Here is a 26,763-nt window from a genome sequence, read left to right as displayed (position 1 = left end):
GAGGGACAACGGGACGTGTCTATAGCGACTGCGTGGTGGCTGAATGTCTTCTCTTGTACCCTGTGGAACTACCGACGGTCGGCTACCAGACCCAATCCACTGGTGAGTGTGGCTCCCAGCGGTGGCGTTAAGCCGCTCGCGCCGCTCCAGAAGGTATGGGCTTGAAAGTCGACGTGCGGAAGCTGGACCTTTTCAACCAGATGGCGAAGGAGGGGTCCGGAACAGTCGCGGAGAACCTCGGTCAGTTGACCGGGCTCGACGCGACAGTTCGGACCTCACAGATCAATTTTCTCGACATTGAGGACGTCAAAACACACATCGGCGACGACAAGGGCGTCGGCATCTACGTCGAACTGAACGAACCGCCCTACGGCTACGTTCTGTTCCTGCTCGAACCGGAGGACAGCAAGCAGATGGCCAGCGCGATGATGGGCGGGATGGGCGAACCGAGCGAGGGCGAGGGGTTCTCCGACATGGAACGGTCGGCGATGCAGGAGATCGGCAACATCATGACCTCCGCGTTCATCGACGGGTGGGCCAACGTGCTGGAGACAACCATCGATATGGGGACCCCGAACTTCGTGTTCGGACCGGCCGACGGCATCGTCGATGAAATGGGCGGCTGGCCGGACTCGGATCTGGTGTTCGTCGTCGACTCGCGTATCACCGTCGACGACGGCGACCTCGGGATGACCGTGTACACGTTCCCCGAACTGGAGGACCTCGTTGCGCTTATTCAGGATATCGACCTCGACACCGACGTGGCGGTAGACACCGAAGCCGGCAATATTCTCGACTGACATCGGTACACTATCTCTGCTCCCCCTGTTCCGTGCGCGGCCAGGGTGGATGTAATCGCGGAAGAGAACACAGACGTTATTACCAGATACTAGTACCCTCTATGCTAATTGTTCACCCATTTCTACTGAAAAAAGTATTATATATATTTACCATCAAAACAGCTGGTATGGGATTGGAAAGAGGGGGAGAAGCAGTTGACAGGCGGTCGCTACTACAACTTGCCGGTGGGGTCGGTGCCGCGGGGCTCGCCGGGCTGGCGGGGTGCCAAGGCGGGGGATCGAGAGCCGAAAACACACCGGAGCACCCACCGCTCGGGAACTATCCGGTCGGCGGCGATGCGGTAACGCTCGGCTTCAATGTGCCACAGTCCGGGACATACGCTGCCGAAGGGCGCGACGAACTTCGGGGGTACGAACTGGCCGTCAAGCATCTCAACGGGGGCGGTGGCTGGGTCGGACAGGGCTCCTTTGACGTACTCAGCGGTGACGGCATGCTCGGAAAAACCGTCGAGTACGTCACTGCAGACACGGAGACGAAGCCGGATGTCGCGACGGCCAACGCCGAGGAGATGATCGAGCAGGACGACGTCATCATGTTCTCCGGCGGCTCATCCAGTTCCGTCGCCATCGCTCAGCAGGAGGTCGCACAGGCCCAGAAGGTCCCGTATATGTGCTGCCTGACGCACTCGAACGATACGACTGGGAGGGACTGTGTCCGCTACAGCTTCCGGGAGATGTTCAACGCGTACATGACCGCACAGGCGCTGGTTCCGGTGCTCAAAGAACGGTTCGGCCGAGACGCCCAGTACGTCCAGATCTACGCGGACTACAACTGGGGGCAAACGATGGAGTCGTCGATCCGTGATTTCTTCACGTCGAGTGGCTGGGTCGAACTCACGAGTATCCCGACGCGTCTCGGGACGACGGACTACGAGGAGCCACTCAAACAGGCCAGGGACGCCGGTGCGGAGGTCGTCTTCCTCGACCACTACGGACTCGACGCCGCGAACTCACTGACAAAGGCACAGGAAATCCTCCCTGACGAGGTAGGGATTGTGGTGCCGCTGTACAACCGCATCGTGGCACAGAACGCCTCGACGGCGCTCGACGGTGTCGTCGGGACGGTGGCGTGGGATACCAGCGCCTCGTCCGACCTCTCGAACGAGTTCAAGAACGCCTTCACCGCGGAGTATGGGAACGCACAGCGACCCTCCGGCGTGGCCCATCTGGCCTACGCGCAGACACTCCAGTACGCCGCGGCTGTCGAGCGAGCCGGTACGTTCTACCCGCCGGCGGTTATCCGAGAGCTGGAAGATCACGAATATTCGGTTGGGCTGGGCAGCCAGACGATGCGGCGCTGTGACCATCAGGCCCAGCGTGGCGTGCCGGTGGTCGAAGGGCTTCCCGAGTCCGAGCAGTCCCTCGGTCGGTTCTATGACCTGCTCAGGGTTACGAAAGCGGTCGGATACGACTGTGACGGCGGCCCGGCCGCCGAGTGCGAACTCGGAGACTACGGGGATTAGACCCGGATCTCAGCGACGACTATACACCCGAAAAATACGGCAAACAGAGAACCGAGTGGGGACGTGGACACGAGCAGTCCCCGTCTGTCAGAGGCAGACGGACACGCCCTGAGAGAGGCGGGTCGCGCCGCCGAATCCGGCCGTTCGGGGCCGGGGCCGCGTTACTCCAGTAGCTCCGGTGCCGCGTCGTATGCCACCCCCTCAGCCGCGGATTCCGGCGGATCGTCGTCGGTGTGGTCGGTCGGACAGTCTATCTCAGCCATGGTCAGTCATCCGCCGAAATCGGCTGGCCCTCGGCGTCGGTCGGGGCCGGGCTGTCGCCGTCGTCGAAGGGGTACCACGACTGCTTGCCGTCGGCCAGGCACGGGTCGGTGTACCCCTCGACCTCGTGGGGTTCGGCTAGTTCGACGATAGTCTCGTGGCCGGTGGCGTCGACCCACTCGCGGAAGGTCTGGCCCTCCGAGCGCAACGCGGCGTAGGCCTCGATGATGTTGGCGATCATGCCCGGCACCTCGTCGGCGGGCACGCGCTGGCGCACCCATTCGATGAACGTTGGCTCCTCGCCGATGCCGCCGCCGACGCCCACGTCGACGGCCTCGACCATCTGGCCGTCTTTGCGGGCGCGCATCCCCTGCAGGCCGATGTCGGCCGTCATCGCTTGGCCGCAGTCGGCCGTACAGCCCGAGAAATGCATCTTGATGCGGTCCACGTCGTCGGGCACCTCGACGTTGTCGCCGAGCCAGCGGAGCAGGCGGGCCATCCGCGCCTTCGTCTCCGTGAGCGCAAGCGAGCAGAACTCCGTCCCGGTACAGGCCATCGCGCCCTGGACAAACGGGTTCGGCTCGGGGGAGTGCTTCTCCAGCAGCGGCTCGTTGAGGAGGTTCGAGAGGTTCCTGTCGGGCACGTCCATGATGAGCGGGTTCTGTCGGCGGGTCAGTCGCACCTCGCCGGAGCCGTAGGCGTCGGCGAGGTCCGCGAGTTCGATGGCATCCTCGGCGGAGAGTCGACCGACCGGCACCGAGAGCCCGACGTAGTTCTTGTCGTCTTTCTGGTCGTAGACACCGACGTGGTCGTGGGCACCGTATTCGGTTCGCTCGCCAGCGTTGTACGTGTACTCCCCGCGGAAGTCGGTGCCGGCGGTTTCGAGTTCGAAGTCCAGTCGCTCGTCGAGTTCCTCGCGAATGGCGTCGGTCCCGTGCTCGTCGACGAAGAACCGAGCGCGGTTCTTCGAGCGGTTCTGGCGGTTGCCCGCCTCGTGGTAGAACTCGACGAAGGCCCGGACCGTCTCGACGGCGTGTTCGGGTCGGATGAACAGGTCGAGCGGGCGGGCCTCGCGGGGTTCGCGGCCGCCGAGGCCGCCGCCGACGCAGACGTTGAACCCTTCGACCTCCTCCCCGCCGATAATCTTGCGGGCCGGCTCCAGTCCGATATCGTTGATGCTGTCCTGGGCACACCCCTGCCGGCAGCCGGACACCGAGATGTTGAACTTCCGGGGCATGTTCGCCAGATCGTCGTCGTCGCGGATGGTCTCCTGAATCTCGTCGAGGATCGGCCGGGACTCGACGTACTCCTCGGCCTTGCCGGCGACCGGACAGCCGGAGATGTTCCGCATCGTGTCACCGCCGGCCGAGCGCGATGAGACGCCGACGGCTTCGAGCTTCTCCCAGATCTCCGGAATGTCCTCGAGCTTGAGCCAGTGCAGTTGGATGGACTGCCGTGTCGTGAGGTCGATCCAGCCGTTCCCGAACTCGGGGTTCTCTGCCGGCCCTTTCGCGTAATCACGGGCGACTTCACCGATGGCGCGGAGCTGATCGGGCTCCAGGACGCCGCCGCAGTTGGTCAGCCGCATCATGAAGTACGACTCCTGGCCGCCGCGGTGGTGGAACACGCCCCAGAACTTGAACCGGGAGAACCACTTCTCGCGCTCGTCCTCGGGGATGGAATCCCACCCCTTCTCGGCGAACTCCTCTAGTTTCTCTCGTACTTCGTCACCGTACAACTCCTCCTTGTACTCCTCTTTTTTGTGTACCATCTTCAGTCACCCTCAGTTCTTAATGAATGTGATTTTTTGTCGCTCATATCTTCCCGAACGTCCGCTAATTCACGTCTAAACACTCAGCCTGATTCCTTATAACACTGATCGTTGAAGAAGTGAAGAACCGAGGTGACTAGCACAACAGCCGTCCAGAATTATACCGTCTCAGAGGTGTTTAAGGATGTTATATATCGGAGGCGTTGAAAAAACGAAACCGCAAGACGGCGTCGATATAGAGATCTGGCAGCGCGAATGCGCCCTGGTCGGTCGGGCTAGCGTGATTCAGCCGACGGGGACTGTATCTGCGGAGCCGCGGCGTCAGTCGTGCGCGTCGGACCGGCGTCGCTGACGGTCAGGGTCGAGAGCCGCGTCTTAGTCGTCACCGGGGGCGACGGAGGGAGCGTCCTGCGTGCTACCGGTGAACCCGGCCGTGTTGGCGATTTTCGCGATCTCCGGTCGGAACACCCACGCCGACAGGGCAACGATGGGGATCATCGTGACAGCGGCTACGGAGTACCCTAGGTGGAGGTTCGCCAGCCACGGCGCGGAGTAAAACAGCGGGTAGACGATACCACCGACGGTGCCGACGCCGCCGACGACGCCCGCAACCGAGCCCGAGTCGTTGGGGAACATCGCAGGCACCTGTGCGAATATCGCGCCCTCAGCCCAGGCACAGCCCGTGCCCACGAGGAAGCCGATGACGACGGCGTTCAGCAGGACCCCGGAGAGGCCGGCCAGCGTCATGCCGAACATCATCACCACGATGAAACAGAGCCCAAGGAACGTCCACTGTTCGCGGTACTGGCCCTTGAAGAACGGCAGGATGTTCTTCTCCTTGCGGGCCAGCAGATCGCTGCCGTAGCCACCGAACGGCCGGAGCAGTCCCGCAGCAATCGAGAACGTCGCCGCGAAGGTGCTCGCAATGACGAGGTTGTCCTGGTTGAACGCTTCGCGGTAGTAGGTGGCGAGCCACCCGTTCATCGACAGTTCGAGGCCGAAGGACATGATGTACGCGGCCGCAAGGACGACAGTGCCGTACCGCGTGGCCGTGTGTAGCCAGCCTTTGAAGTTGGTGTTCTCCTTGGTCGCCTGGCGTTTCGCCTCGGTCTTCGCGGCCTCGCCGAGCGTGTAGTAGGCGATTGCGAGGAGGATCGAGACGATGCCGGTATAGAAGAACGCGGCCCGCCAGTTCGTCGAGAACAGCGGCCCGCTCCAGCCGGAGCCGAACACGCGGGGGAGAATCAGTGCGCCGCCGGCGGCACCGGCGTTCCCGACGCCAGCGTAGATGCCCTCCGCCAGTCCCAGGTTCTCCTCTTCGAACCACTCGGCGACGTGCTGGATGCCGATGACGAAGGTGATGCCGGCCGTCGCTACGATGAGTCGCAACACGAAGAAGACGGCGTAGTCCTGTGCGAAGGCGCTCGCCATCGAGAACACACCGACGTAGGCCAGCACAATGGCGAAGATAGCCGGCGCGCCGAACTTATCCGAGAGCCAGCCGGTGAGCATCCGTCCGAACGGGGCCATCCAGATGGCCGAACTCGCCAGGATACCGATCTCCGCGGTCGAGAGCCCGAACTCCTCGGCCATCGGACCGGTAAACGGCGCGAACGAGAACCAGATGAGAAACGAGAAATTGAACCCGATAGTCGCGAGCAGCAGCGTCCGGTACTTCGTCATCCTGATCAGTCCCATGCGGACACCTCCGTTTCGGACTGCCTATCAGATGGGTTCATCTGCGAGTGTTTGTACACCGATTTGGTTTTATTTTGGATGTTCGACCACATTATCACATTTTGACCGAATGCAACGCCAGTTAATAACAGTAACTCTTTACAGAACGGTAATTCTATGTAGGCTGGTTGAATAGCCGACCAATATACCATCGAATATGCTCTCCTTAAGGACGTTGAAAAATCAAATATGCCGACCGGAAGAGAATATTTTAGATGTTTTTCATTGTATTCGCCCCTATATGTCTATTTGTCCAATTGAATTGAGTGGCCGATCCCGGTACGGTTTGATTAGAAGTATACTGTCCAATTGAACAATCTAATAGCCCTATTTTGTGTATATTAGCAACTCTCGCAATATTTTCCATACGTTTCTACCCCTATACCGAAAATATATTTAATCAAGGAACTGGCGATAGTGTATGGACGACAGTGAGGTTCGTGGGTCGCCCCGGCAGGGACTGACGTCAGCGACGCTCGGCTTCTTCATCGGGTTCGCCGGCGTCGTCCTCTATGGCCCCGTCGCCTCGGAGTTCGAGTCGGCGATGGGCCTGTCGGGGCTCGCGCTCGGGTTGCTCGTCGCAGCGCCGCAACTGACCGGCTCGCTGTTGCGGATTCCGTTCGGCGCGTGGGTCGACGATGTCGGCCCGAAGCGGCCGTTTCTGGTCCTGCTGGGGCTCTCTATCGTCGGGATGGGCGGCCTGGCGGTGTTGCTCACGGTGTTCTATCCCGACGGGCTGACGATGACGCTGTACCCGCTCGTCTTCCTGTTCGGGTCCCTGAGCGGCTGTGGCATCGCCGTGTTCTCGGTCGGGACGACACAGACCGCCTACTGGTATCCGAAGGACACCCAGGGAACCGTGCTCGCGGTGTACGCCGGCCTGGGTAACAGCTCGCCGGGGTTTTTCACGCTCCTGCTGCCGATCGCGCTCGGAGCGCTGGGGCTGACGAACGCGTATCTCGTCTGGTTCGGCTTCCTCGTGGTCGGGACCATCGCGTACGCGGCCATCGCGGTCGACCCGCCTTCGTTTCAGCTACGGGACGGCGGGCTTGACGCCGAAGCGAGCCGTGAGCGGGCGAAGGAGTACGGCCAAGAGCTGTTCCCGGGCGGTGACGCCTTCGAGTCCATCCGCGAGGCGGCGGCCATCCGCCGGACGTGGGTGCTGGTCGCGCTGTTTTTCACCTCCTTTGGCGGCTTCCTCGCACTCACGGTGTGGCTCCCCTCCTACTGGACCGCGGTCCACGGGATGGACGCCCAGTCGGCCGGTGCGTTGACCGCCGTGGCGTTCACGCTGTTAGCGGCGCTCATCCGCGTTCCCGGCGGCATCCTGAGCGACCGCATCGGCGGCGAGGTGACGGCCGTCCTGAGTTTCGTACTCGTCGGCGTTGCCGCACTCGCTGTCGTCACGACGCGTAACTACACGATTGCGCTCTGGGCGACCATCTCGCTCGCGGTCGGCATGGGCGTCGCCAACGCCGCCGTGTTCCAGCTCGTGCCCAAATACGTCCCCGAGGCCGTCGGCGGCGCGTCCGGCCTCGTCGGCGGGCTCGGCGCGTTCGGCGGCTTCGTCGTCCCACCAGTGCTCGGCGTGTTCGTCGACGTCTACGGTACAGCCGGCTACGCTACTGGATTCGCCGTCTTCGTCGTGCTCGCGTTCGTCTCCGTCGCGCTCTCGGAACGGCTGTACAACAACCAGCCGACGATTGCGGCCGACGCCGTGCCGGCGGACGATTAGCTCGGCGCTTTTTCGCGACCTGTCCGCTGGTGGGCTCGAAAAACGCAGTCGACAGCACCGCACGAGAAGGGCCGACGGTGCCAGCGAGCCTCAGTCAGCCGCGGCGGGCGGCAGTTCGGCCTCGGCGGCGACCAGGCGGGCGGCACATTGCTTGAAGTTCGGCTCGTCGGACTGGGGGTCCCGGTCGGAAAGGGTCAGCCGGTTCGTCACCGGGTGGTGAATCGGGAGCCACACCATCCCCGCAGGAACGCCTTCGTCGCGGTCGATGGCGACCGTCGCGGAGCCGCGGCGGGTCTCGACGGTCAGTTCACCGTCGGTGACGAGACCGCTGTGTGCGTCGACCGTCTCGGGGTGGATGCGGGCCACCAGCGTGCCGGCCTCGCCGCCGCGGGAGCGGACGCCGGTGTTGTACCCGTCGGCCTCCCGAGCGGTCGTCAGCGTCAGCGGGTAGTCCTCGTCGGTCGGCTCCGGGAGCGACCCCTGCCGGCCGGTGGAGAACTGCGCGCGGCCGGAGGCGGTTGGGAACGACCACGACTCCTCGTCGTAGTAGCGGTAGCCACCGGCGCTGTCCTCGTCGGGCGCGGGCCACCTGACGGCGTGCACGTCGTCCAGTCGCTCGTAGGTGATGCCCGAGCAGTCGGCGACCGTCCCTTCGGTGAGCGCAGCGAACTCGTCGAACACGTCCGACGGGTCCGGCGTCGTGTGTTCGAACAGGCCGGGGAACAGCCGCGAGCCAATGGTGGCGATGATGTCCAGGTCCGGCTTGACGCCGCTCGGCACGTCGGTCGCTGGCCGGACGCGGGAGATGGTCCGCTCCATGTTCGTCGTCGTGCCCTCGCTTTCCCCCCACGTCGCGGCGGGCAGGACCACGTCAGCGATCTCGGTCGTTTCGGTGTGGAACGCGTCCTGTACGACGACGAACGCGTCTTCCAGCGTCTCGCGGACCGAATCGGCTTCGGGCATCCCGGCGACGGGGTTCGTGGCGACGGCCCAGACGGCGTCTGGCTCGTCTTCGAGCATCCCGACCGGGCCGGGACCGGTGTCGTCGGGGAGGCGGTCCACCGGTACGTCCCAGTGGTCGGCGACGGTACGGCGGTGGTCCGGGTCCTCGAAGGCCCGTTGGCCGGGCCAGGACCCCTTCGAGGAGCAGATGCGGGTCCCCATGGAGTTGGCCTGGCCTGTCAGCGAGAACGGACCGCCGCCGGGCCGGAGGTTCCCCGTCGCCAGCGTCAGGTCGATGAGCGCCCGCGAGGTCTCGGTGCCCTGGACATGCTGATTGATGCCCATGCCCCAGTAGATGAGTGCCCGCTGGTCCATCGCGTCTGCAAGCAGGTCCACGTCAGCCGGCTCGACGCCGGCCTCGGCGGCCGCGTCGTCGGCGTCAGGCAGGGTCGCGAGCAGCTTCTGGAAGCCCTCGGTCGCCTCGTCGACGAACTCGCGGTCGACCCGCCCCGTCTCGACGATGCGAGCGAGCACGGCTCGGGCCAGCGCGAGGTCCTTGCCGGGGTCGGGCGCGACGTGGTGCGCGGAGTTCTCCGCGGTCTCGGAGCGAACGGGGTCGACGACGATGATTTCGACGCCGTCCTCGTCGGTGGATTGCTGAAGCCAGCGGAACATGACTGGATGGGCGACTGCCGGGTTCGCGCCCCAGACGACGTGGCGGTCGGCGTCGCTGATGTCGGCGTAGGTACACGGCGGTGCGTCGCTGCCGAACGCCTGGTAGTAGGCGGTGACGGCGCTCGCCATGCACAGCGTCGTGTTGGCGTCGTAGTTGCGCGTGCCGAAGCCGCCGCGGGCGACCTTCCCCAGCGCGTAGGCGGCCTCGTTCGTCTGCTGACCGCTGCCCAGTACGGCGACGGAGTCGGGGTCCCGCTGGTGGACGGACTGGAGCCCCTCGACGGCGTGGGCCAGGGCCACGTCCCACTGGGTCTGTCGGAGTTCGCCGCCGCTGCGGACCATGGGCCGGGTGAGCCACTCCCCGTCGGGGTCCTTGCTCTCCCGGAGCCCGCGAGCGCAGGCCAGCCCCTGATTGACCGGGTGCGCGGCGTCGCCGCGGGCGGTGTCGATCCCGTAGCCCACGTCCGCGCCGCGGTGCATGTGTCCACAGCCAACCGCACACCGCATACACGTCGTCGGCACCCAGTCACTCACAGCCGATCACGCGCCGTCCGACGCCCGTCTGTCCACTCTTACATGATATTACAGTACGTTCGGCTACCATTCTCGTAACTACGTAGATGAACACCCAATGTATAACAGTAACTCTTTACGAAATCCTTACTTCCAGTCCGGGATTCAGACATCCGTCCACCGGGCCGGCCGCGCCGCCGGTAACAACAGTTTCTTTCTGACAGCGGTCGAAGGGCTCACCATGAACCACGAGCAGTCGCGAGCGCTGTACGACCGCGCCCTGTCGGTGCTTCCGGGCGGCGTCAACTCCTCCGTTCGGGCGACACGACCCTACCCGTTCTTCGTCGAGAAAGGCGACGGCGGGCACGTCATCGACGCCGACGGCAACCGCTACATCGACTTCGTCCTCGGCTACGGCCCGCTACTGCTCGGCCACAGCCTGCCAGAGCAGGTCCAGTCGGCCATCCAGCAACACGCCGCCGAGGGGCCGATGTACGGCGCACCCACCGAAGTCGAGGTCGAACTGGCCGAGTTCGTCACCCGCCACGTCCCCAGCGTCGAGATGCTGCGGTTCGTCAACAGCGGTACCGAAGCGACCGTCTCGGCGGTCCGGCTCGCCCGCGGCTACACCGGCCGCGATAAAATCGTCGTGATGCAGAGCGGTTACCACGGTGCACAGGAGTCCACGCTGGTCGAGGGCGAAGGCGACCACACCGCTCCGTCCAGCCCCGGCATCCCCGAGAGCTTCGCCGAGCACACGCTGACCGTCCCGTTCAACGACGAAGAGGCCGCCCACGAGGTGTTCGAGGAACACGGCGACGACATCGCGGCCGCCCTCACCGAGCCCATTCTCGGGAACTACGGCATCGTCCACCCGGTCGAGGGGTACCACGAGACCCTGCGCGAACTGTGTGACGACCACGGCTCCCTGCTCATCTTCGACGAAGTCATCACCGGCTTCCGGGTTGGGGGCCTCCAGTGTGCCCAGGGCGCGTTCGGCATCGACCCCGATATCACCACGTTCGGGAAGATCGTCGGCGGCGGGTTCCCGGTCGGTGCAATCGGTGGCAAGAGCGAGATCATCGAGCAGTTCACGCCCGCCGGCGACGTGTTCCAGTCCGGGACGTTCTCTGGCCACCCCGTGACGATGGCGGCCGGTCTGGAGACGCTGCGGTATGCGGCTGAACACGACGTATACAGCCACGTCAACGAGCTCGGGGACCGGCTCCGGTCCGGCCTGCAGGACATCCTCCGGGACCAGGCCCCCGAATACACTGTCGTCGGCCGGGATTCGATGTTCAAGGTCATCTTCACCCGCGACGGACCCGATTCCTTCGACGGACATTGTGAGGCTGGCTGCCGGCAGCAGGAGTCCTGTCCGCGCTTCGACTACTGTCCCAAGAACGGGGGCGACGTGAAGCAGGCTGAAACCGAGCGGTGGGAGCGCCTGTTCTGGCCCGCGATGAAAGACCGGGGCGTGTTCCTCACGGCGAACCAGTTCGAGTCACAGTTCATCTGTGATGCCCACACAGGTGAAGACATAGAGAATGCGCTCGAAGCATACAAAGAGGCGATATGAGGTGAGCGACGACGACATCGCGCTCTCGGAAAAGCGGATGTACGGCGAGAAACGCCCGGAGACCCATGCGTACGTCGCATCGGGACTGGGCGTCACCCGCGTCGAAACGGCCGGCGGCCAGATCGGGCGGTTCAGCCTGAGCGAGCGGTGCAACGCCCGTGACGTGGCCGGCGCGAGCGGCGAAGTCGCGGTCGCTACCGACGAGGACGTGCTCGTGTTGACTGACGACGGCTTTGTCCCGACTGGGTTCGGGCCGGCCACCGCCGTCGGCTACGACGGCGACGGACTGCTCGCAGCCGGCGACGGCCGCGTCGCTCGGTACGACAGCGGCGAGTGGACCGATCTCGGGAGCGTCGACGAGGTACGCGCCATCGACGGCGACCGCCTCGCCGCGGCCGATGGCGTGTACACTCTGCCGTCGCTTGACCGGCTCGGCCTCGTGGATGTGGCCGACGTGGCCGGCGACTACGCCGCGACCGAGAGCGGGCTGTACCGTTACGAGGGCGAGAACGGCGAGTGGACCGAAGTCCGATCGGGCCACCATCTGGCGGTGGCAAGCGACGGCGAACGCGTCCACGCCGCCGCGGCGGACGGTCTGTACGAACTGGCAAACGGTGCGTGGGAACCCTGTTCGTTGCCGGCCACCGAGCGCGTCGTCGACGTGACGTACGGCGACGACACCTACGCTATCACCGAGAACGGGACCTTCCTCGTCGCGACCGCCGCCGAGGCGACCGCCGACGGACAGGGCGGCTGGCGACAGCGCTCGCTGGGCGTCCCCGATGTCGTCGGCGTCGCTGTAACCTGATTCGATCAGTAGTATCTAAGCGGGACTTCGCAGTTCTATCCGACCTTCATAGTATCGACCGGCGTCCATGCCTTCTTACTGCGGTATTTGCTGTCTGTCGGCTTCTTTCAAGATGATCCCGTAGCCCCGGAGTGCCCCGGACTCGTCAAAGCTCGCAGAGAGCGCCATGTCTGTCCAGCAACGCGTGCCGTCCTGGCGGATCTGTAACCCTTCATGAGAAACGGTCCCGTCTGTTTTCGCGGTATCGAGGAGTTGCTCGGGAAGGCTGTTCGCCAGATCAGACTCCTCGAAAAACGTCGAAACGTGCGCTCCCAGGATCTCGTCCACATCGTAGCCCGTGAATCGTCGGGCACCGTCGTTCCAGCGAGTGACGTAGCCCTCGTGGTCAAGAGTGAAGAAGGCGTGGTCGTCCATGGCATCGATAAGAACGTCGAACTGAGTGCTCTGTCTCGTCAACTGCGTCCGTTCGGGGGTGATGTCCCGCGCCGTACACACGATTACCCCGTCGTCAGCGTGAGCCAGGCGATGGTTCGTAACGAGCCTGTCTCCGTCTTTCATCAGTCGAACTGTTTCGCCCGACCAGTACTCGTTTTCTTTGACCGCTGGGATGATGTCGTTCTCTAGCCGGTCCGCTTCATCGTCGTGGTACAGAACCGTCCAGGGCTCGCCGGCCAGTTCATCCTGCTCGTATCCAAATAGGTCCGCAAAGGCAGGGTTCACATATGAAAACGTCCCGTCCGGGTCGATGAGGCTGATCCCTTCGCTAGCAGTCTTCATCGCCCTGTAGCTACGGTCGATTGTACGGACGGCACGGTAGCGTTCGACAAGGTTTGTGATTCGATTGGCCAGAATTGCGTACTGTTCAGTCCCGTGCTCTTTCTGGATGTACTCCGTCACGCCGGCAGTAATAGCTTCGCTCGCGATCTCTTCGCTTCCTTTGCCAGTAAAAAGGATGAACGGCAGGTCAGGCGACTCTTCACGGACTGCAGCCAGGAACTCCAGCCCGTCCATGACTGGCATATCATAGTCTGAGACGATACAATCGATGTCCTCCGCCCGAAGAATCGCAATGCCATCAGTCCCGCTCGTTGCCGTTTGAACTTCGAACCGTTCGTTTTCCTGTTCGAGAAACTGGGCGGTCAAATCCGCAAAATCAGGTTCGTCATCCAGATGTAATATCTTCATTATTTTGGAGGGACTGCTCTGTTCGTACTTTGGAATCGAGTAGAGATAAATACCTCATCTAGTTGTAAATAATATTATGCGAATATGTCATTGTGTCCCAGAATTGGCATGATTACACAAGCTACGTGAGTGTTGTCTCGATAAGTATAGATTATGATATATTTGTCTACGGAGAGAGTCAGCCACGGTGTCGGGGAATCGAAAAGAGGTTTAGCCCGGACAGCCACCCACCGCACATGATTATCCCCGGGGCAGACACGCAGGCGTTCGCGGCGACCCTCGCCGAGGTGACGGGCGAGCGGCTCGGACGGGTCGAGTACGAACGGTTCCCCGACGGTGAGCACGTCGTCCGGGTCCCCGAAGCGGTCGACGGCGAGCGTGCCGTCGTCGTCGCTTCCACTGTCGACAGCGACGCACACCTGCAGTTGCTCCAGTTGCAGGACGCGGCCCGTGAAAGCGGCGCGAGCGAGGTCATCACTGTCATCCCGTACATGGGCTACGCCCGCCAGGACGAGGCGTTCAAGCCTGGCGAGCCGGTCTCCTCGCGGGCGATTGCCCGCGCCATTTCGACGGGGACCGACCGCGTGTTGACGGTAAATCCCCACGAACCGGCCGTCTGTGACTTCTTCGACGTCCCAGCTACCAACGTCGACGCGGCGAGCGTTCTCGCCGACCCGCTGCCTGTGGACCTGACAGATCCGCTCTTTCTCTCGCCCGACGAAGGCGCAATCGCCCTCGCGACAACGGTCCGGAACGCCTACGGTGAGGGGGAGACGGACTTCTTCGAGAAGGACCGGGACTACGATACCGGTGACATCGAAATCAGTCCAAGCGACGCGCCGGTTGAGGGCCGGGACGTCGTACTGGTCGACGATATCATCGCCACCGGGTCGACGATGAGCGAATCCGTCGGCGTCCTCACGGAACGGAACGCCGAACGGGTGTTCGTCAGTTGCGTCCACCCGATGCTCGCCAGCAACGCCCTGACAAAACTCAACAGCGCCGGCGTCGAAGCCGTCTACGGGACGGACACGCTCGAACGCGCCGTCAGCGAGGTCAGCGCCGCGCCGGTCGTCGCAGACCAGTTGTAGTCACTCTTGTTTCGCCTATAGCGGGGGAATTACTCCGACTCCGGCAGCCGTCATAGCTCGCGGCTCTATTTGATTGCTGCTCGCCTGTTCTGAGGCTGCCCGCTGGTCGCGTGCCGGGCTAGTCCGACGCTTCGGCGGCCGCGACCGGAGCAATCGCGATCTCCATCTCCACGCCCTCGACTTCCCACGTCTTGCGGTGGCCGTCCTCGACGCCGCCGAGTTCGTCGGCGCGGACCTCCTCTTTGATGAGGCCCTCGTGCTCTCTGACGAGCGAATCGACGCGCTCGTCGTCGATAGCCAGATCCACGACAATCCGCTCCTCGATGTCCAGTTCGAGGTCCTTGCGCATCTCCTGGACCCGGCGGATGACTTCGCGGGCGTACCCCTCGCTCTCGATGTCCTCGGTCAGCGCCGTGTCGACGTAGACGACGCCGCCGCCGTCGAGCGCGGCGAACTCCGTTCCAGTAACGCCCTCGGGCGTCTCGCGGCGGAACTCGACCATCGCCTCGGTGAGGTTGACGTCCTCGCCGAGCGCGTCGCTCACTGTACCTTCGAGGGTATCGAGTGACTGCTCGCCGATGCGGGATTCGTTGAGCGCGTTCATGACGCGGCCGGCGTCGTCGCCGAAGGCCGGGCCGAGTTCGCTCATATCGGCCTCGGCGGAGTACTGGAGTTCGCCCCACTCCTCGTCAGCACCGACGACCTCGACGGCGCGGGCGTTGAGCCGGTCGGCGATGATGGCTTCCTGGGCGCGGACCGCGTCGGCCACGTCGTCGCTATCCACGTCGATAACGACGCGGGTGACGGGCCAGCGGAGCTTGCGTTCGGCCTGCTGGCGGGCGTTCGAGCCCGCTTCCTCGACCTCGCGGACGACCTCGATCTCGCGTTCGAGCGCCGGGTCGTGCAGGTCGGCGTCGACTTCGGGCCAGTCGCACATGTGGACCGTCGGGTGGCCGGCGTCACCGGTGAGCGCGCCGTAGACCTGCTCTGCGACGAACGGCGTGAACGGGGCGAACAGCGCGGCCACAGATTCGAGCACGCGGTAGAGGGTGGCGTATGCGGCCTGCTTCGAGGCGCTGTCTTCCTCTTCCCACATCCGCTCCCGGACGACCTGGATGTAGAAGCGGGAGACGTCTTCGACGACGAACTCGAGCAGTTCGTCGACCGCCTTGTCGTTCTCGAAGTCGTCCATCGAGTCGGTCATCGCCTCGGTCACGCTCTGGAGCCGTGACAGGACCCACTCGTCGACGAGTTCGAGGTCGTCACGAACGTCCGCTACTGTCGTTTCCTCCGGGTCGAAGTCATCCGCACGCATGTACGGCAGCGGGAACCGGGCGACGTTCCAGAGGATGTTCAGCCGCCGTTGCATCTCGGCTGTCTCCTCCCACGAGAAGTTCATGTCCTCGCCCTGCGCGGTCACCGACAGGAGGAACAGCCGCATCGGGTCGCGGCCGTGCTTCTCGATGACCTCGTGGGGGTCGATGAGGACGCCCTTCGATTTGGACATGCCGCGGCCATCGGGCATGTTGGCGTAGCCGTGCATCAGCACCTGCTTGTACGGGATGTCACCGGTCGCGGCGGTGCTCATTCCCAGCTGGGACCAGAACCACCCGCGGGTCTGGTCGTGGGCCTCCATAATGAGGTCGGCGGGCCACAGCTCCTCGAAGTCCTCGGTCTGTTCGGGGTAGTCGACGGTCCCCCACGTCGCGACGGAGGAGTCGAGCCACACGTCGAACACGTCGCCGACACGGGTGTAGGTCGTGCCGTCCTCGGTGATGGTGAGGTCGTCGACCGTGCCCTTGTGCAGGTCAACGCTCTCGGGGTCGATGTCCTGATCGACCCGCTCGGCGAGTTCCTCGCGGTCGCCGACGACGATGGCGTCGTCCATATCACCGCTCCAGTCTTCAGGAAGCCAGATCGGAATCGGAATACCCCAGTAGCGCTGCCGGGAGACGTTCCAGTCCGGTGCGTCCTCGACGAAGTCCCGGAAGCGGTTGTCGCGGGCCCACTGCGGATACCACTCGCTGTCCTCGATGTTCGCCAGCAGTTCGTCCTTGATATCGGTCACCGTGATGAACCACTGGTCGGTGACGATGCGGACGATGTCGGTGTCACAGCGCCAGCACTGCCCCTCGCGGACGGTGTGGCCTTCCTCGCTGGAGAGCAGGACGCCGTTGTCGTCGAGATCGTCGATAACCTCGTCGTTGGCGTCGCGGACGAAGGTGCCGGCGTACTTGCCGGCCGCGTCAGTGTAGACGCCGTCTGAGCCGACCGGACAGAAGATTTCGAGGCCGAGTTCCTGCCCGCGCTCGAAGTCCTCCTCACCGTGGCCGGGCGCGGAGTGGACGAGCCCGGTGCGGTCGGCCTCGACGTAGTCGGCGGTGTACACCTGCCCGGAGCCCTCGCCCTGGGCGTGATCGGGGACTTCCTCGGCGAGCGGGTGGTCGTACGCCCAGCCGACCATCTCCTCGCCGGACAGCGTCTCGACGACCTCGTAGTCGTCGTACCGGCCGGCCTTCAACACGTCCTCGACGCAGGCCTCGGCGAGATAGAGCCGTTCCGTCTCGCCGTCTTTCTCGGCGTCGACGCCCACGTATTCGAGGTCGCCGTCGGCGGCGACGAAGGTGTTGGCGACGATGGTCCACGGGGTCGTCGTCCAGATGACCAGACTGCCCTCGCGGTCCGCCAGGGGGAATTTGACGTAAATCGACGGCTTGCCGACATCGTGGTACTCGACCTCGTTGTTGGCGATGCCAGTTTCACACCGCGGGCACTGATTGATGGATCGCTGGCCCTGTTCGACGAGGTCGCGCTCGTGAGCCTGCTGGAACCCCCACCAGGCGGCCTCCATGTACTCGGGGTTGACCGTCTTGTACGGGTCGTCCCAGTCCATCCAGACGCCGAAGTCCTGAAAGTCCGACTGGAGGCCGTCGAGTTGCTCCTCGGCGAAGGCCTTGCACTCCTCGATGAAGTTCTCCTCGCCGAACTGCTCGATGTCTTTCTTGTTCTCGAAGTCGAGGCGCTCCTCGACTTTCGTCTCGATGGGGAGGCCATGCATGTCGTAGCCCGGCCGGTCGGTGACGTCGTAGCCCTGCATCCGCAGGTAGCGGATGTAACAGTCCTTCAGGGTCTTGTTCCACGTCGTTCCCATGTGGGCCGCGCCGGAGGTGTAGGGCGGCCCGTCAACGAAAAAGTAGTCCTCGCCGTCGGCCCGGTGGGCCTTCGTCTGCTCGTAGGCGTCGACATCGTCCCAGTACTCGAAGACGCCGTCCTCAACGGCGTCGGGGTCGTACTGGTCATCGACAGCGGCGAAACGTTCCATACCGGCACATTCGCCGCCTCCAATAAAGGACAATCGGTTGTATGTGTGCCGTTCAGATGGCACGGCACCAGTGTGGCGCTGGTCAGCGCTCGCGCTGGAGGAGCAACCCGGCTGTCTGGCCGCTATTTTCGGTTATCGGTGCGACGACTTCCCAGCCGTCGGCTCCGAGGTCGTTCAGTTCGTCCACGGGAACGCTGCTACCGCCGAACATCCCGGTGTCAACATCGAGCGTCTTGTACTCGTAAGAGGGCATACATGCGTCGTGATAGGGGCTGCCGGCAAACGCTTTGTGCTGCGCGGCGGCCGAGGCGTGTACTGATCGCCACCGGTTTGCCACGCACAGCCCTCACATCGCATGTGCCAACGTTTCCGGACAAAGCGGAGCGAAACGGCCTCGCTGAGGACTGCCAGCGCTGCCCGGAACTCGCCGACAGTCGGACCTGTATCTCGTGGGGCAACGGCCCGCTGTCAGCCGACCTCGTCGTCGTTGGCGAAGCCCCTGCCGAGGGGGACCCCGAGGCCGAGCACTGGCAGGGCGGCAACCTGACTGGGATGGCCTATACTTCGCGGCGCTCTGGCCGGAAAATCCGGCAGGTGCTCGCCGATGCCGGGTTCGGCCACGAGGACTGCTACTACACGAACGCCGTGAAGTGCCACCCCCCGGGGAACCGCGACCCGACCGACGCGGAGCTGGCGAACTGCCGGCCGTACCTCGTTAGAGAGGTCGAGACGGTCGAACCGGCGGCAGTCGTGACGACCGGGAAACACGCGACGAAGACAGTGCTGGCGCTGGACGATGCAACCCTCGACGGTTTCCTCGATAGCGTGCTTGACCCCCGTCGGAGCAACGCGCTGGGCGTTCCCGTGGTTCCGCTGCTCCACCCGTCGTATCAGGAGGTCTGGCTCTCACGGCTGGGCTACGACCGCGAGACGTACGTCAATGCTATCACAGACGCGGTCGCCGATGTCAGCGACACCTAGAACCTTCTTGTGACCGCCGGACACAGGGACGACCATGAGCGAGGACTGCATCTTCTGTCAGATCGTTGCCGGCGACATCCCCGGCCGCACCGTCTACGAGGACGACACCGTGCTGGCGTTTCTGGACGCGAACCCCCTCTCGCCGGGCCATACGCTCGTCATCCCGAAAGCCCACCACGAGCGGCTGAACGACACGCCCGCCGACGTGGCGGGTGCGGTCATGTCGACGCTGTACGAACTCGTCCCCGCCGTCGAGTCGGCCGTCGACGCTCCCGCCAGCACAGTCGCGTTCAACAACGGCGAGGAAGCCGGCCAGGAGGTTCCCCACGTCCACGGACACATCGTCCCGCGGTTCGAGGACGATGGCGGCCGACCGATTCACGCGCTGGTCACCGACCGCCCCGAACTCTCTGACGCCGAACTGGACGCCATCGAGTCGGACATCGTTGCCGAGCAGGCGTAAAATTCCCTATCTTTTTACCGAAAGATACGCCAACAGCGACGCATGGGGGTTTCGACGCTTGCGTTTGTCGGGTGTACCGGTGGGGCTGGAACGACCAGATTGACAGTCGAGACGGCGGCGACGCTGGCCCGGAGTGGGCGGTCCGTCGCTGTCGTCGACGCGGCCTTTGGCACACAGGGGCTGGCGACGTACGTCGACGGGCGACTTGACGCCGACGTGACCGCGGTGGCCGTCGGCGACGCGTCAGTCGACGACGCACTGTTCGAGTGGGGTATCGACGCCGACGGGCGGGTCGCACTCTGTCCAGCCCACGCGCCGTTCGAGCGCCTCGCTCGCGCGAAGTCAGCCGAGAGCGCACAGACGCTCGAACAGGCTATCGAGGAGCTAGCCGGCCGGTTCGACCACGTCCTGCTCGATGTGCCGCCGGTCGCATCGAATCAGACTGTCTCCGCTGTCACGACCACACAACGGCGGGCGCTTGTGCTCCCGGCTAGCCAGCGCGGCAGCGACCTGCTTCCGCGACAGCAGGGCCGCCTCCGTGACATCGGCGCGCCGGCATCAGCCGTCGTCGCGACCCGCGTCCACCGCGATACCGACGAATCCATCGCGGATGCAGCGCATACGATTCCACACATCGAACCGGGTACGCCCAGACCGCTTGCGACAAACCCCGATAGCGATGTTGCTCCGGCCGTCGCCGCGATGACTGAGGACCTGTTCGATGTCGACCTCGGCCTGACCTTCGAGGACGGCAGCCTGTTCTCCCGCTAGGGAAGGGGGAGGACGATAACGGGGCGGTCAACACGGGCGAGGAGGTCCCGGGCCGTCGACCCGAGGCCGTCGCTGTCGTCGGTCCCGCGATGTGGGCCGATGAGGAGTTCGTCCGGGTCGTGCTCGTTAATGGCCGCCAGTAGCTCCGTCACGGGTTCACCGTCTTTCGTTTCCGTTACGGGCATAAACGACGCGAGCCGCGAGCGGGCGACATTGACTGCGTCACCCGCGTCACGCGATGGGGCATCGGGGTCGCGGACGGCGACCACGACGATATCGTCATCATCTGTCGGGTCGAGACGGTGCTGGAGGTAGTCAGCGGCAGCCGCTGTGACGTGAACCGAGTTGGTGGCGAGCAGAAACGTCGTCATGGGCTATTCTGTGGCGTCGCTCGGCTTCGTGCTTTCGCTCGTCAGTAGCTGCGTACAGCAGGTGTGTTACACACATAGCCGGTGGCTCGCTGCCACTGCATACGTATAGCGGACGAACGTTCGTTCGCGGCATCCCATCGGTCGATATGTCCAACGCCCAGCCCACCGGTGCGTCGGTGTTCGTCTGTCCGTTCTGTGAGCGGACGTTCGACCGGCCCCAGTCAGTGTGTGATAGCTGCGATAGCACAGTCGTCGTATCCGTGGAAAGTCAATCAGTGTACGACAGCATCCTTCCGATGTGTGGACGTTAGCCCGGGTGGGACATGACGCTCCGGTCGCCTGTCACGCGCACCGACGGGCTTACATATAGCCCACCCTCTACCCGAGAGCGTGCGCGTCGAGAACAGTTTCATCGGAACCGACGGCGTCGGGGAGAAGACCGAGCGGTCCATCTGGGAGCAGGGCGTCACCCACTGGGACGAGTTCGAACCGTCCGTCGTCGGCGGCCAGCGCGGCGACCGCATCCAGCAGTTCATCGACGAGGGGCGCGAACGGATCGCCGAGACCGACGTTACATACTTCGATCATACGTTCCCCAACAGCGAGCGCTGGCGGCTATATGAGACCTTCCGCGAGCGGGCCTGTTTCTTCGACATCGAGACGACTGGGCTCGACCAGGATCGCAATCAGGTAACGACGGTGAGCCTCCATCAGGACGGGGAGACACAGACGCTCATCGCCGGCGACGACCTCACCGCAGAGAACCTTCGGGCCGCGTTCGACGGCGCGGACATGCTGGTGACGTTCAACGGCAAGCGCTTCGACGTACCCTTCCTCGAAGCGAACTTCGATATCGACCTCGACCGCCCGCATCTGGACCTGATGTACACCTGCAAGAAGATCGGACTCGACGGCGGCCTCAAACAGGTCGAACAGGACATCGGTATCGAGCGGGACCGACCGGATATTTCCGGCCGAGACGCGGTACGGCTCTGGCGGGAACACGAACAGGGCAAGGACGGTGCACTCGAAACACTGGTGTCATACAACCGTGAGGACACGGTGAACCTCAAAACGCTGGCAGAGACCGCTACTGAGCGGCTTGATAAGCAGGTTTTCGTCGGCTGACGGCGAGGGAGAGAACCGTCACCACACCCCCATTGTTTCAGGTGGAAAACCGATGACCGGCGTCCGTAGAACGGTAGTGAGACGGTTGCCAGGCTATCGGCTCCAGAATGGCGTATGTCCGTGGCCGAGGACGATAGAAGCGACGTGCCAAGCGACGAGTTCGAGGAACAGCGCCGTATCCTGCCCTGTTCCAACGCCGTAGAGCAAGGGGAGATACAGCAGCGGTAACATGACCGCTGCCCAGAACGCGAACGGTCGGACACCGGCGAGCGTCACGGTCCAGACCCCGCGAACCGTAAACGCGAGCGTATCGAGATATCGGCTGGGGTCCGTCGGTCGCAGTCTGTCGGTGTCGCTCCGGTGTGGGAGCGGAGGGCTATCGCCGCTCGATGACCCCACCGTCACTCCCCCTGTCTGGCCTCGGTATCATTGGTTGAATCAACAGTATACCGCACCTAATCCGTGGTCACTACACAGATAGGCGACTGCGCCAGCGTGTCTATGTGTATTCACGTCTCCGGAGGCTGTCATGTCTGCCCCGATAGGAATCACACTGGGTTCACGGCGTCCTCACAATCCGGACACGTGGCGAGCATCCGCGGCCAGTCACCGGCCGTGTCGTACGCGATAACGAGATTCGCTGCGGGAATCGTCACGTCACAAGCCGGACACCTCCCCAGTGGTGGATCAGTCGCTTTTGTGTCACTGTCCCACATACACTGAGCTACGGATTCAACACATATTGTTATCAAGTTCCTACAGGGTGGGCCCATGTCTTTGCTGGCGTCCCTCAGCAGCGACACGAGCAGTCAGTGAGGGTGAGCACTCGCTCGGAATCGGGAGCGGCCAATTCAGTAGTTCGCGGTCCCGGGCGTGCGCTGTGAGTCAGTCGGCCGCAGCAGGTGGACGCGGCCGGCAAGGAACCCAAGCAGGAGGCCGGTGAAGTGTGCGATAAGCGCGACACCGGGGTTCGCGGTCGCGAACGTGATCGCGGCGGCGACGACGCCAGCCAGCGCTAACTGGACGCGCGGCGCGAGTTGGAATCCACCGATGACGGTGTCAGTCAGGCGGTTGGCAGCGAGCAGGTAGCCGAAGAGGGCAAACACCGCGCCGCTGGCCCCGAGGACGGAGACGTGGCTGACCATCCCGGGCACGAACGGGCCGACGAGACTGGCTATCGAGACCTGCGAAACCCCGGCGAGTGCGCCGGTCGAGACGAAGAAGGCGTGGAACCGGAGCGGCGACGTCCGGCGTTCGAGGACGACGCCAGCGAGCGCCAGCCCGGTGGCGTTTGCGAGGAGGTGGGGCAGGCCAGCATGTGCGTACACGTTGGTAACGAGCGTCCAGGGGCGACTGAACAGCGGCGGGGAGAGGGCGAACAGGCTCCGCGGGGCAGTCACCACGCCGACGGCCTGCTGTGTGAGGAACACAGCAACGATGACAGCCAGCGTGACCACGGTTGGGCTTTGTCGCAGCGGCTTCATCGAACCGATATTGTCGCTCTCGATACAAGAAACGCTCGGACACCCCGAACCGTTGCAGAACGCATACGTGGCATCGTCGCATTATGTCGTGTATGTCCGAACTGACCGACGACCTCACCGCGGCGTTCGCAGACGAGACTGACGACGAAATCGCACAGACAGCCGCCGAGAACATCGCCGACTTCGCCGAAGAGTACGACGAGGACCTGACGAGCGACCGTGTCACCGACCTGCTCGCGGACGCGCCCTACGATGGGTTCCAGCGCCGGTTCAACTGGGTCATCGGCGAACTCGCCGCCGAGAACGAGGACTGCACCGACTCTCGGCCCTTCCGTATCGACGGGTTTGGCGAACTCGCCGCCGACCCCGACATCGGGACCTGAGCGGGCGCATGCCCGGCGGCACCTACACGCTGGTACTCGAACGGGACGCCGGCGGGCCGATTACGGTCGGTGCGCTGGGCGAGATCGAGTTCCCGGCAGGCTGGTACGCCTACACCGGGAGCGCACTGGGAAGCGGCGGCTTCGGCCGCATCGACCGCCACCGCGCCGTCGCCGCCGGCGACAACGACACCCGGCACTGGCACATCGACTACCTGCTCGGCGATGCGGCAACGACCGTCGGCCAAGTCGTCACGACCGAGGCCGACATCGAATGCGCCGTCGCAGAACGGATCGACGGACCGACAGCGGAGGGCTTCGAGGGTATCGACGCCTTCGGCTGTTCGGACTGTGACTGTCGTACGCACCTGACATACCATGAGCACCGGGAGAAGCTGGTCGGCGCTGTGACCGACGCCCACGAGGCCGCCCAAGAGGAGACAGCAGCCGCGACCGAGTAATCAAGAGATGTGAATCGCGGGCTTGTTCGGTCGCGCTTTGGCTGCGAGGTCGTCGTCAGGTGCGGCCCGCCGGACGACGACATCACAACCGAACTCGTCTTCGAACAGCCACGCGGCCTGCTGGAGCGTGTCGAGTTCGGGCTCACCGTCGATAATCGGTTCGAGCCCCGCCCCGCGGTCGGCCAGTCGGTCGGCGAAATCGGCGGCTGTGTCGCCGTGCTGTTTGATTTCTTCATCAGCCATGATTTCGCCGACGATGGCGTCGTCCGGGTCCGACTCGCGGGCGATCTCGTAGGCGCGGTACTTCCAGTCGGCGGCGACGACGAGTTCGATCTCGTTCGGTTCGTCGATGTCGACGACCTCCGTGATCTCGCGAACGTCGTCGAGCGTCCGGCGGACGACCTGCCGCTCGATGCGGTAGTCGTCCACGTCCCGCAACGGTTCCGGCCAGCGGCTCTCGGCGACGAGGCCGTCCTCGTCGAGCAGTTGCCACATCTCCTCGGCGAGGAACGGCGCAATTGGCGCGACGAGGCCGGCGAGCACCCGCAGGCCGCGGCCGTAGGCGAACTGATAGGGACGGTCGTAGCTCGCGTAGCGCCCCAGCAGGCGGGCGAAGCGCTGGAGTTCGCCGATGACGCGATGGAAGCGGAAGCGGTCGTACTCCTCGGTGACGGCCGCGATGGTCCGGTCGATCTCCCGCTCCAGGTAGGCGTCGTGGTCGGCGCTCTCGGTCCGTGTCTCCGTTCTGTCAGTGTATTCCGTGACAAGGCGATACAGCGTCTGCTGGAAGTCGTAGGCCGTCGAGACGTCCTTCACGGTCCACTCGAAGTCTTGCGAGGGGTGGGCCGCCGAGAGGACGAACAGCCGCGTCGTCTCGGCCCCGTACTCGTGGGGCGCGATGTCGTTGCCCTTCGATTTAGACATCTTCTCGCCGCTGTGTAGCACCGTCCCCTGATTGATGAGTCGCTCGACGGGTTCCTCGCGGTCCAGCAGGCCGATATCAGACAGGGCGCGTGTGAAGAAGCGAATATAGAGGAGGTGCAACACCGCGTGTTCCTCCCCGCCGACGTACACGTCGACCGGGAGCCACTCGTCGGCGGTGTCTTGGTCGAAGGGAGCGTCTGCGAAGTGTGGAGACAGATACCTGAGGAAGTACCACGAGGAGTCAACGAAGGTGTCCATCGTGTCCGTCTCCCGCACCGCGTCGGCCCCGCAGTCGGGACAGGTCGTCTGTTTCCACTCCTCGGCGGCATCGAGCGGGTTCCCGGTCGTCTGGACGTAGTCGGGGAGTTCCACCGGCAGGTCCTCCTCCGGAACCGGGACGTGACCGCAGTCGTCGCAGTGGACGATTGGAATCGGCGTTCCCCAGTAGCGCTGCCGGGAGATGAGCCAGTCCCGCAGGCGGTAGGTCACCGCGGACTCGGCAGCCTCGTGTTCGCGCAGGCGCTCGCGGGCGGCGGCGCTGGCGAGGCCGTCGTACTCGCCGCTGTTCGTGAGCATCCCATCGCCGGTGTAGGGCGCGTGTGGCAGGTCCGTCCCGCTGCCGTCGACCGGTTCGACGGCCTGCTTGACGGGCAAGTCGTGCTCGTCGGTGAAGGCGTGGTCCCGCTCGTTGTGGGCCGGCACGCCCATGACTGCGCCCGTACCCACGTCATCGAGGACGTACGCCGCGACGTACACCGGCAGTTCCTCGCCGGTGTAGGGGTGGGTCGCAGTGATGCCTGTCTCGACGCCGCTCATCCCGGCGTCGTCCGTGCTCGCCACTGATTCCACGTATTCGGCCACGGCGTCGTCCTCGTCGGCCAGCGTTCGGGCGAGGTCGTGGCCCGGCGACAGCGCCAGATACGTCGCGCCGTACACTGTGTCCAGTCGCGTCGTGAACGCCTCGACGGTTTCGTGACCGTCGTGGTCGACCTCGAAGGTGACCCGAGCGCCCTCCTGGCGGCCGATCCAGTTTCGCTGGCTGTCTCGAACGCCGTCGGGCCACCCCTCTAGGTCGTCCAGCCCGTGATACAACTCCTCGGCGTAGTCGGTGATGGCGAAAAACCACTGGTCGAGGTCCCGTTGCTCGACGCCGGTCCCGCAGCGCCAGCAGACGCCGCCGTGGGTATGACTGTGGCCGGTATTGGCGGTCGTCTCGGATTCGTCGGCTTCCGGCGGCGTTTCGACCTGTGCGTCAGCAAGCACTGTTTCACAACCCGGACACCAGTTCACGGTCGCCGCGCCGTAGTCCACCAGCCCCTCGTCATAGAACTGGGTGAACAGCCACTGGTTCCACTGGTAGTATTCGGGGTCACAGGTAGTGATTTCGCGAGACCAGTCGTAGCCAAAGCCCATCTCCCGGAGGTCGTCTTTCATCTGGTCGATACACGTCCGGGTCCAGGACTCGGGGTCCGTGTTCCGCTCGTAGGCCGCGTTCTCCGCCGGCAGGCCGAAGGCGTCCCACCCCATCGGGTGGAGCACGTCGTCGCCCGCCATCCGCCGATATCGAGCGTACGCGTCGGTGATGGCGTAGTTCCGGATGTGTCCCATGTGCAACGAGCCGGAAGTGTAGGGGAACATCCCCAGCACGTATGTCGGGTCCTCGGCGTCAGTGGGGCATTCGAAGACTCCGTCTCGCTCCCAGGCCTGCTGCCAGTACTCTTGAACCCGGGCGTGGTCATATCGGCGCGACATTTGCTACCTCGTCCTGTGCCTGCCGCGCACATCAGTGTTCGGCTAGGGAAGGCGACTGGTCCCGATTGGACTGTTCCTGTTCGCATTCGATCAAGTGCTGCGGGCA

23 protein-coding genes are annotated in these 26,763 nt (G+C 64.1%); 12 read left to right on the top strand and 11 right to left on the bottom strand.

Annotated features, from left to right (window positions below; genetic code table 11):
• The first annotated feature begins 155 nt into the window (after positions 1-155).
• Both C444_RS01445 and C444_RS01440 read left to right on the top strand, forming a co-directional pair.
• A complete protein-coding gene (locus tag C444_RS01445; RefSeq protein ID WP_004590409.1) occupies positions 156-800 on the top strand; it encodes a chemotaxis protein CheC in 645 nt (214 codons plus the stop codon).
• 167 nt (positions 801-967) lie between these two features.
• Positions 968-2,323, top strand: a complete 1,356-nt coding sequence (locus C444_RS01440) for a substrate-binding protein (protein WP_049909017.1) — start codon at positions 968-970, stop codon at positions 2,321-2,323.
• A 265-nt stretch (positions 2,324-2,588) separates the two neighbouring features.
• Here C444_RS01440 and C444_RS01435 read toward each other — a convergent pair whose 3' ends face one another.
• Both C444_RS01435 and C444_RS01430 read right to left on the bottom strand, forming a co-directional pair.
• On the bottom strand, positions 2,589-4,355 hold the full coding sequence (locus C444_RS01435; protein ID WP_004590407.1) for a nitrite/sulfite reductase: 1,767 nt from the start codon (positions 4,353-4,355) through the stop codon (positions 2,589-2,591).
• A gap of 375 nt (positions 4,356-4,730) precedes the next feature.
• A complete protein-coding gene (locus C444_RS01430; RefSeq protein WP_004590406.1) occupies positions 4,731-6,053 on the bottom strand; it encodes an MFS transporter in 1,323 nt (440 codons plus the stop codon).
• Positions 6,054-6,513: 460 nt separating this feature from the next.
• Between C444_RS01430 and C444_RS01420 the strand changes: the two genes are divergently transcribed.
• On the top strand, positions 6,514-7,827 hold the full coding sequence (locus C444_RS01420; protein ID WP_004590405.1) for an MFS transporter: 1,314 nt from the start codon (positions 6,514-6,516) through the stop codon (positions 7,825-7,827).
• Positions 7,828-7,917: 90 nt separating this feature from the next.
• Here the strand turns inward: C444_RS01420 and nasA are convergent, their stop codons facing one another.
• Entirely contained in the window at positions 7,918-9,924 is a 2,007-nt protein-coding gene (gene nasA, locus C444_RS01415) for an assimilatory nitrate reductase NasA (protein ID WP_004590404.1), read from the bottom strand.
• A gap of 274 nt (positions 9,925-10,198) precedes the next feature.
• Between nasA and hemL the strand changes: the two genes are divergently transcribed.
• Positions 10,199-11,536: a glutamate-1-semialdehyde 2,1-aminomutase gene (gene hemL / locus C444_RS01410; RefSeq protein WP_004590403.1), complete on the top strand. Its 1,338-nt coding sequence runs from the start codon at positions 10,199-10,201 to the stop codon at positions 11,534-11,536.
• Between the two features lies 1 nt (position 11,537).
• Complete coding sequence (locus tag C444_RS01405) at positions 11,538-12,344, top strand: HVO_0234 family beta-propeller protein (RefSeq protein ID WP_004590402.1); 807 nt, start codon at positions 11,538-11,540, stop codon at positions 12,342-12,344.
• 75 nt (positions 12,345-12,419) lie between these two features.
• Here the strand turns inward: C444_RS01405 and C444_RS01400 are convergent, their stop codons facing one another.
• On the bottom strand, positions 12,420-13,529 hold the full coding sequence (locus tag C444_RS01400; RefSeq protein ID WP_004590401.1) for a PAS domain-containing response regulator: 1,110 nt from the start codon (positions 13,527-13,529) through the stop codon (positions 12,420-12,422).
• Positions 13,530-13,765: 236 nt separating this feature from the next.
• Between C444_RS01400 and C444_RS01395 the strand changes: the two genes are divergently transcribed.
• Positions 13,766-14,620, top strand: a complete 855-nt coding sequence (locus tag C444_RS01395; RefSeq protein WP_004590400.1) for a ribose-phosphate diphosphokinase — start codon at positions 13,766-13,768, stop codon at positions 14,618-14,620.
• Between the two features lie 118 nt (positions 14,621-14,738).
• On the opposite strand, the gene ileS is transcribed toward C444_RS01395, so the two are convergent.
• Entirely contained in the window at positions 14,739-17,942 is a 3,204-nt protein-coding gene (ileS, locus tag C444_RS01390) for an isoleucine--tRNA ligase (protein ID WP_004590399.1), read from the bottom strand.
• A gap of 82 nt (positions 17,943-18,024) precedes the next feature.
• Positions 18,025-18,195 (bottom strand): DUF4177 domain-containing protein, encoded by a 171-nt coding sequence (locus C444_RS20960; RefSeq protein WP_004590398.1) that lies wholly within the window; start codon positions 18,193-18,195, stop codon positions 18,025-18,027.
• Positions 18,196-18,299: 104 nt separating this feature from the next.
• On the opposite strand from C444_RS20960, the gene C444_RS01385 reads away from it, so the two are divergent.
• From C444_RS01385 to C444_RS01375, 3 genes are read left to right on the top strand one after another with little or no spacing between them, the layout of a single operon-like run.
• Positions 18,300-18,923 (top strand): uracil-DNA glycosylase, encoded by a 624-nt coding sequence (locus C444_RS01385; protein WP_004590397.1) that lies wholly within the window; start codon positions 18,300-18,302, stop codon positions 18,921-18,923.
• 34 nt (positions 18,924-18,957) lie between these two features.
• Entirely contained in the window at positions 18,958-19,386 is a 429-nt protein-coding gene (locus C444_RS01380; RefSeq protein ID WP_004590396.1) for an HIT family protein, read from the top strand.
• A 42-nt stretch (positions 19,387-19,428) separates the two neighbouring features.
• Positions 19,429-20,157 carry an AAA family ATPase gene (locus C444_RS01375; protein WP_004590395.1) on the top strand — a complete coding sequence of 243 codons (729 nt, stop codon included), beginning with the start codon at positions 19,429-19,431 and terminating at the stop codon, positions 20,155-20,157.
• On the opposite strand, the gene C444_RS01370 is transcribed toward C444_RS01375, so the two are convergent.
• Positions 20,154-20,528: a universal stress protein gene (locus C444_RS01370; protein WP_004590394.1), complete on the bottom strand. Its 375-nt coding sequence runs from the start codon at positions 20,526-20,528 to the stop codon at positions 20,154-20,156. The genes C444_RS01375 and C444_RS01370 overlap by 4 nt on opposite strands.
• A gap of 390 nt (positions 20,529-20,918) precedes the next feature.
• Here C444_RS01370 and C444_RS01365 point away from each other — a divergent pair, with 390 nt between their 5' ends.
• On the top strand, positions 20,919-21,656 hold the full coding sequence (locus tag C444_RS01365; protein ID WP_004590393.1) for a ribonuclease H-like domain-containing protein: 738 nt from the start codon (positions 20,919-20,921) through the stop codon (positions 21,654-21,656).
• A 93-nt stretch (positions 21,657-21,749) separates the two neighbouring features.
• Here C444_RS01365 and C444_RS01360 read toward each other — a convergent pair whose 3' ends face one another.
• The 3 genes from C444_RS01360 to C444_RS01355 form a co-directional block, all read right to left on the bottom strand.
• Positions 21,750-22,055, bottom strand: coding sequence for a hypothetical protein (locus C444_RS01360; protein ID WP_239641246.1), 306 nt, complete (start codon positions 22,053-22,055; stop codon positions 21,750-21,752).
• A 149-nt stretch (positions 22,056-22,204) separates the two neighbouring features.
• The gene (locus C444_RS23205; RefSeq protein WP_455549914.1) at positions 22,205-22,372 is read right to left on the bottom strand and encodes a DUF7837 family putative zinc-binding protein; all 168 of its coding nucleotides are present in this window, start codon (positions 22,370-22,372) and stop codon (positions 22,205-22,207) included.
• A gap of 135 nt (positions 22,373-22,507) precedes the next feature.
• A complete protein-coding gene (locus tag C444_RS01355; protein ID WP_004590391.1) occupies positions 22,508-23,140 on the bottom strand; it encodes a rhomboid family intramembrane serine protease in 633 nt (210 codons plus the stop codon).
• Positions 23,141-23,232: 92 nt separating this feature from the next.
• Here C444_RS01355 and C444_RS01350 point away from each other — a divergent pair, with 92 nt between their 5' ends.
• Together C444_RS01350 and C444_RS01345 are read left to right on the top strand one after the other, a co-directional pair.
• The gene (locus C444_RS01350) at positions 23,233-23,523 is read left to right on the top strand and encodes a hypothetical protein (protein ID WP_004590390.1); all 291 of its coding nucleotides are present in this window, start codon (positions 23,233-23,235) and stop codon (positions 23,521-23,523) included.
• A gap of 8 nt (positions 23,524-23,531) precedes the next feature.
• The gene (locus tag C444_RS01345; RefSeq protein ID WP_004590389.1) at positions 23,532-23,981 is read left to right on the top strand and encodes a GIY-YIG nuclease family protein; all 450 of its coding nucleotides are present in this window, start codon (positions 23,532-23,534) and stop codon (positions 23,979-23,981) included.
• On the opposite strand, the gene leuS is transcribed toward C444_RS01345, so the two are convergent.
• Positions 23,982-26,657: a leucine--tRNA ligase gene (leuS, locus tag C444_RS01340; RefSeq protein ID WP_004590388.1), complete on the bottom strand. Its 2,676-nt coding sequence runs from the start codon at positions 26,655-26,657 to the stop codon at positions 23,982-23,984.
• Between the last annotated feature and the right edge of the window lie 106 nt (positions 26,658-26,763).

The sequence above is a fragment of the Haloarcula japonica DSM 6131 genome, from assembly GCF_000336635.1.
GTDB classification, from domain to species: Archaea; Halobacteriota; Halobacteria; order Halobacteriales; family Haloarculaceae; genus Haloarcula; species Haloarcula japonica.
The sequence above is the reverse complement of the archived record's forward strand: the minus strand, read 5'-3'. Positions and strand labels throughout refer to the sequence as shown.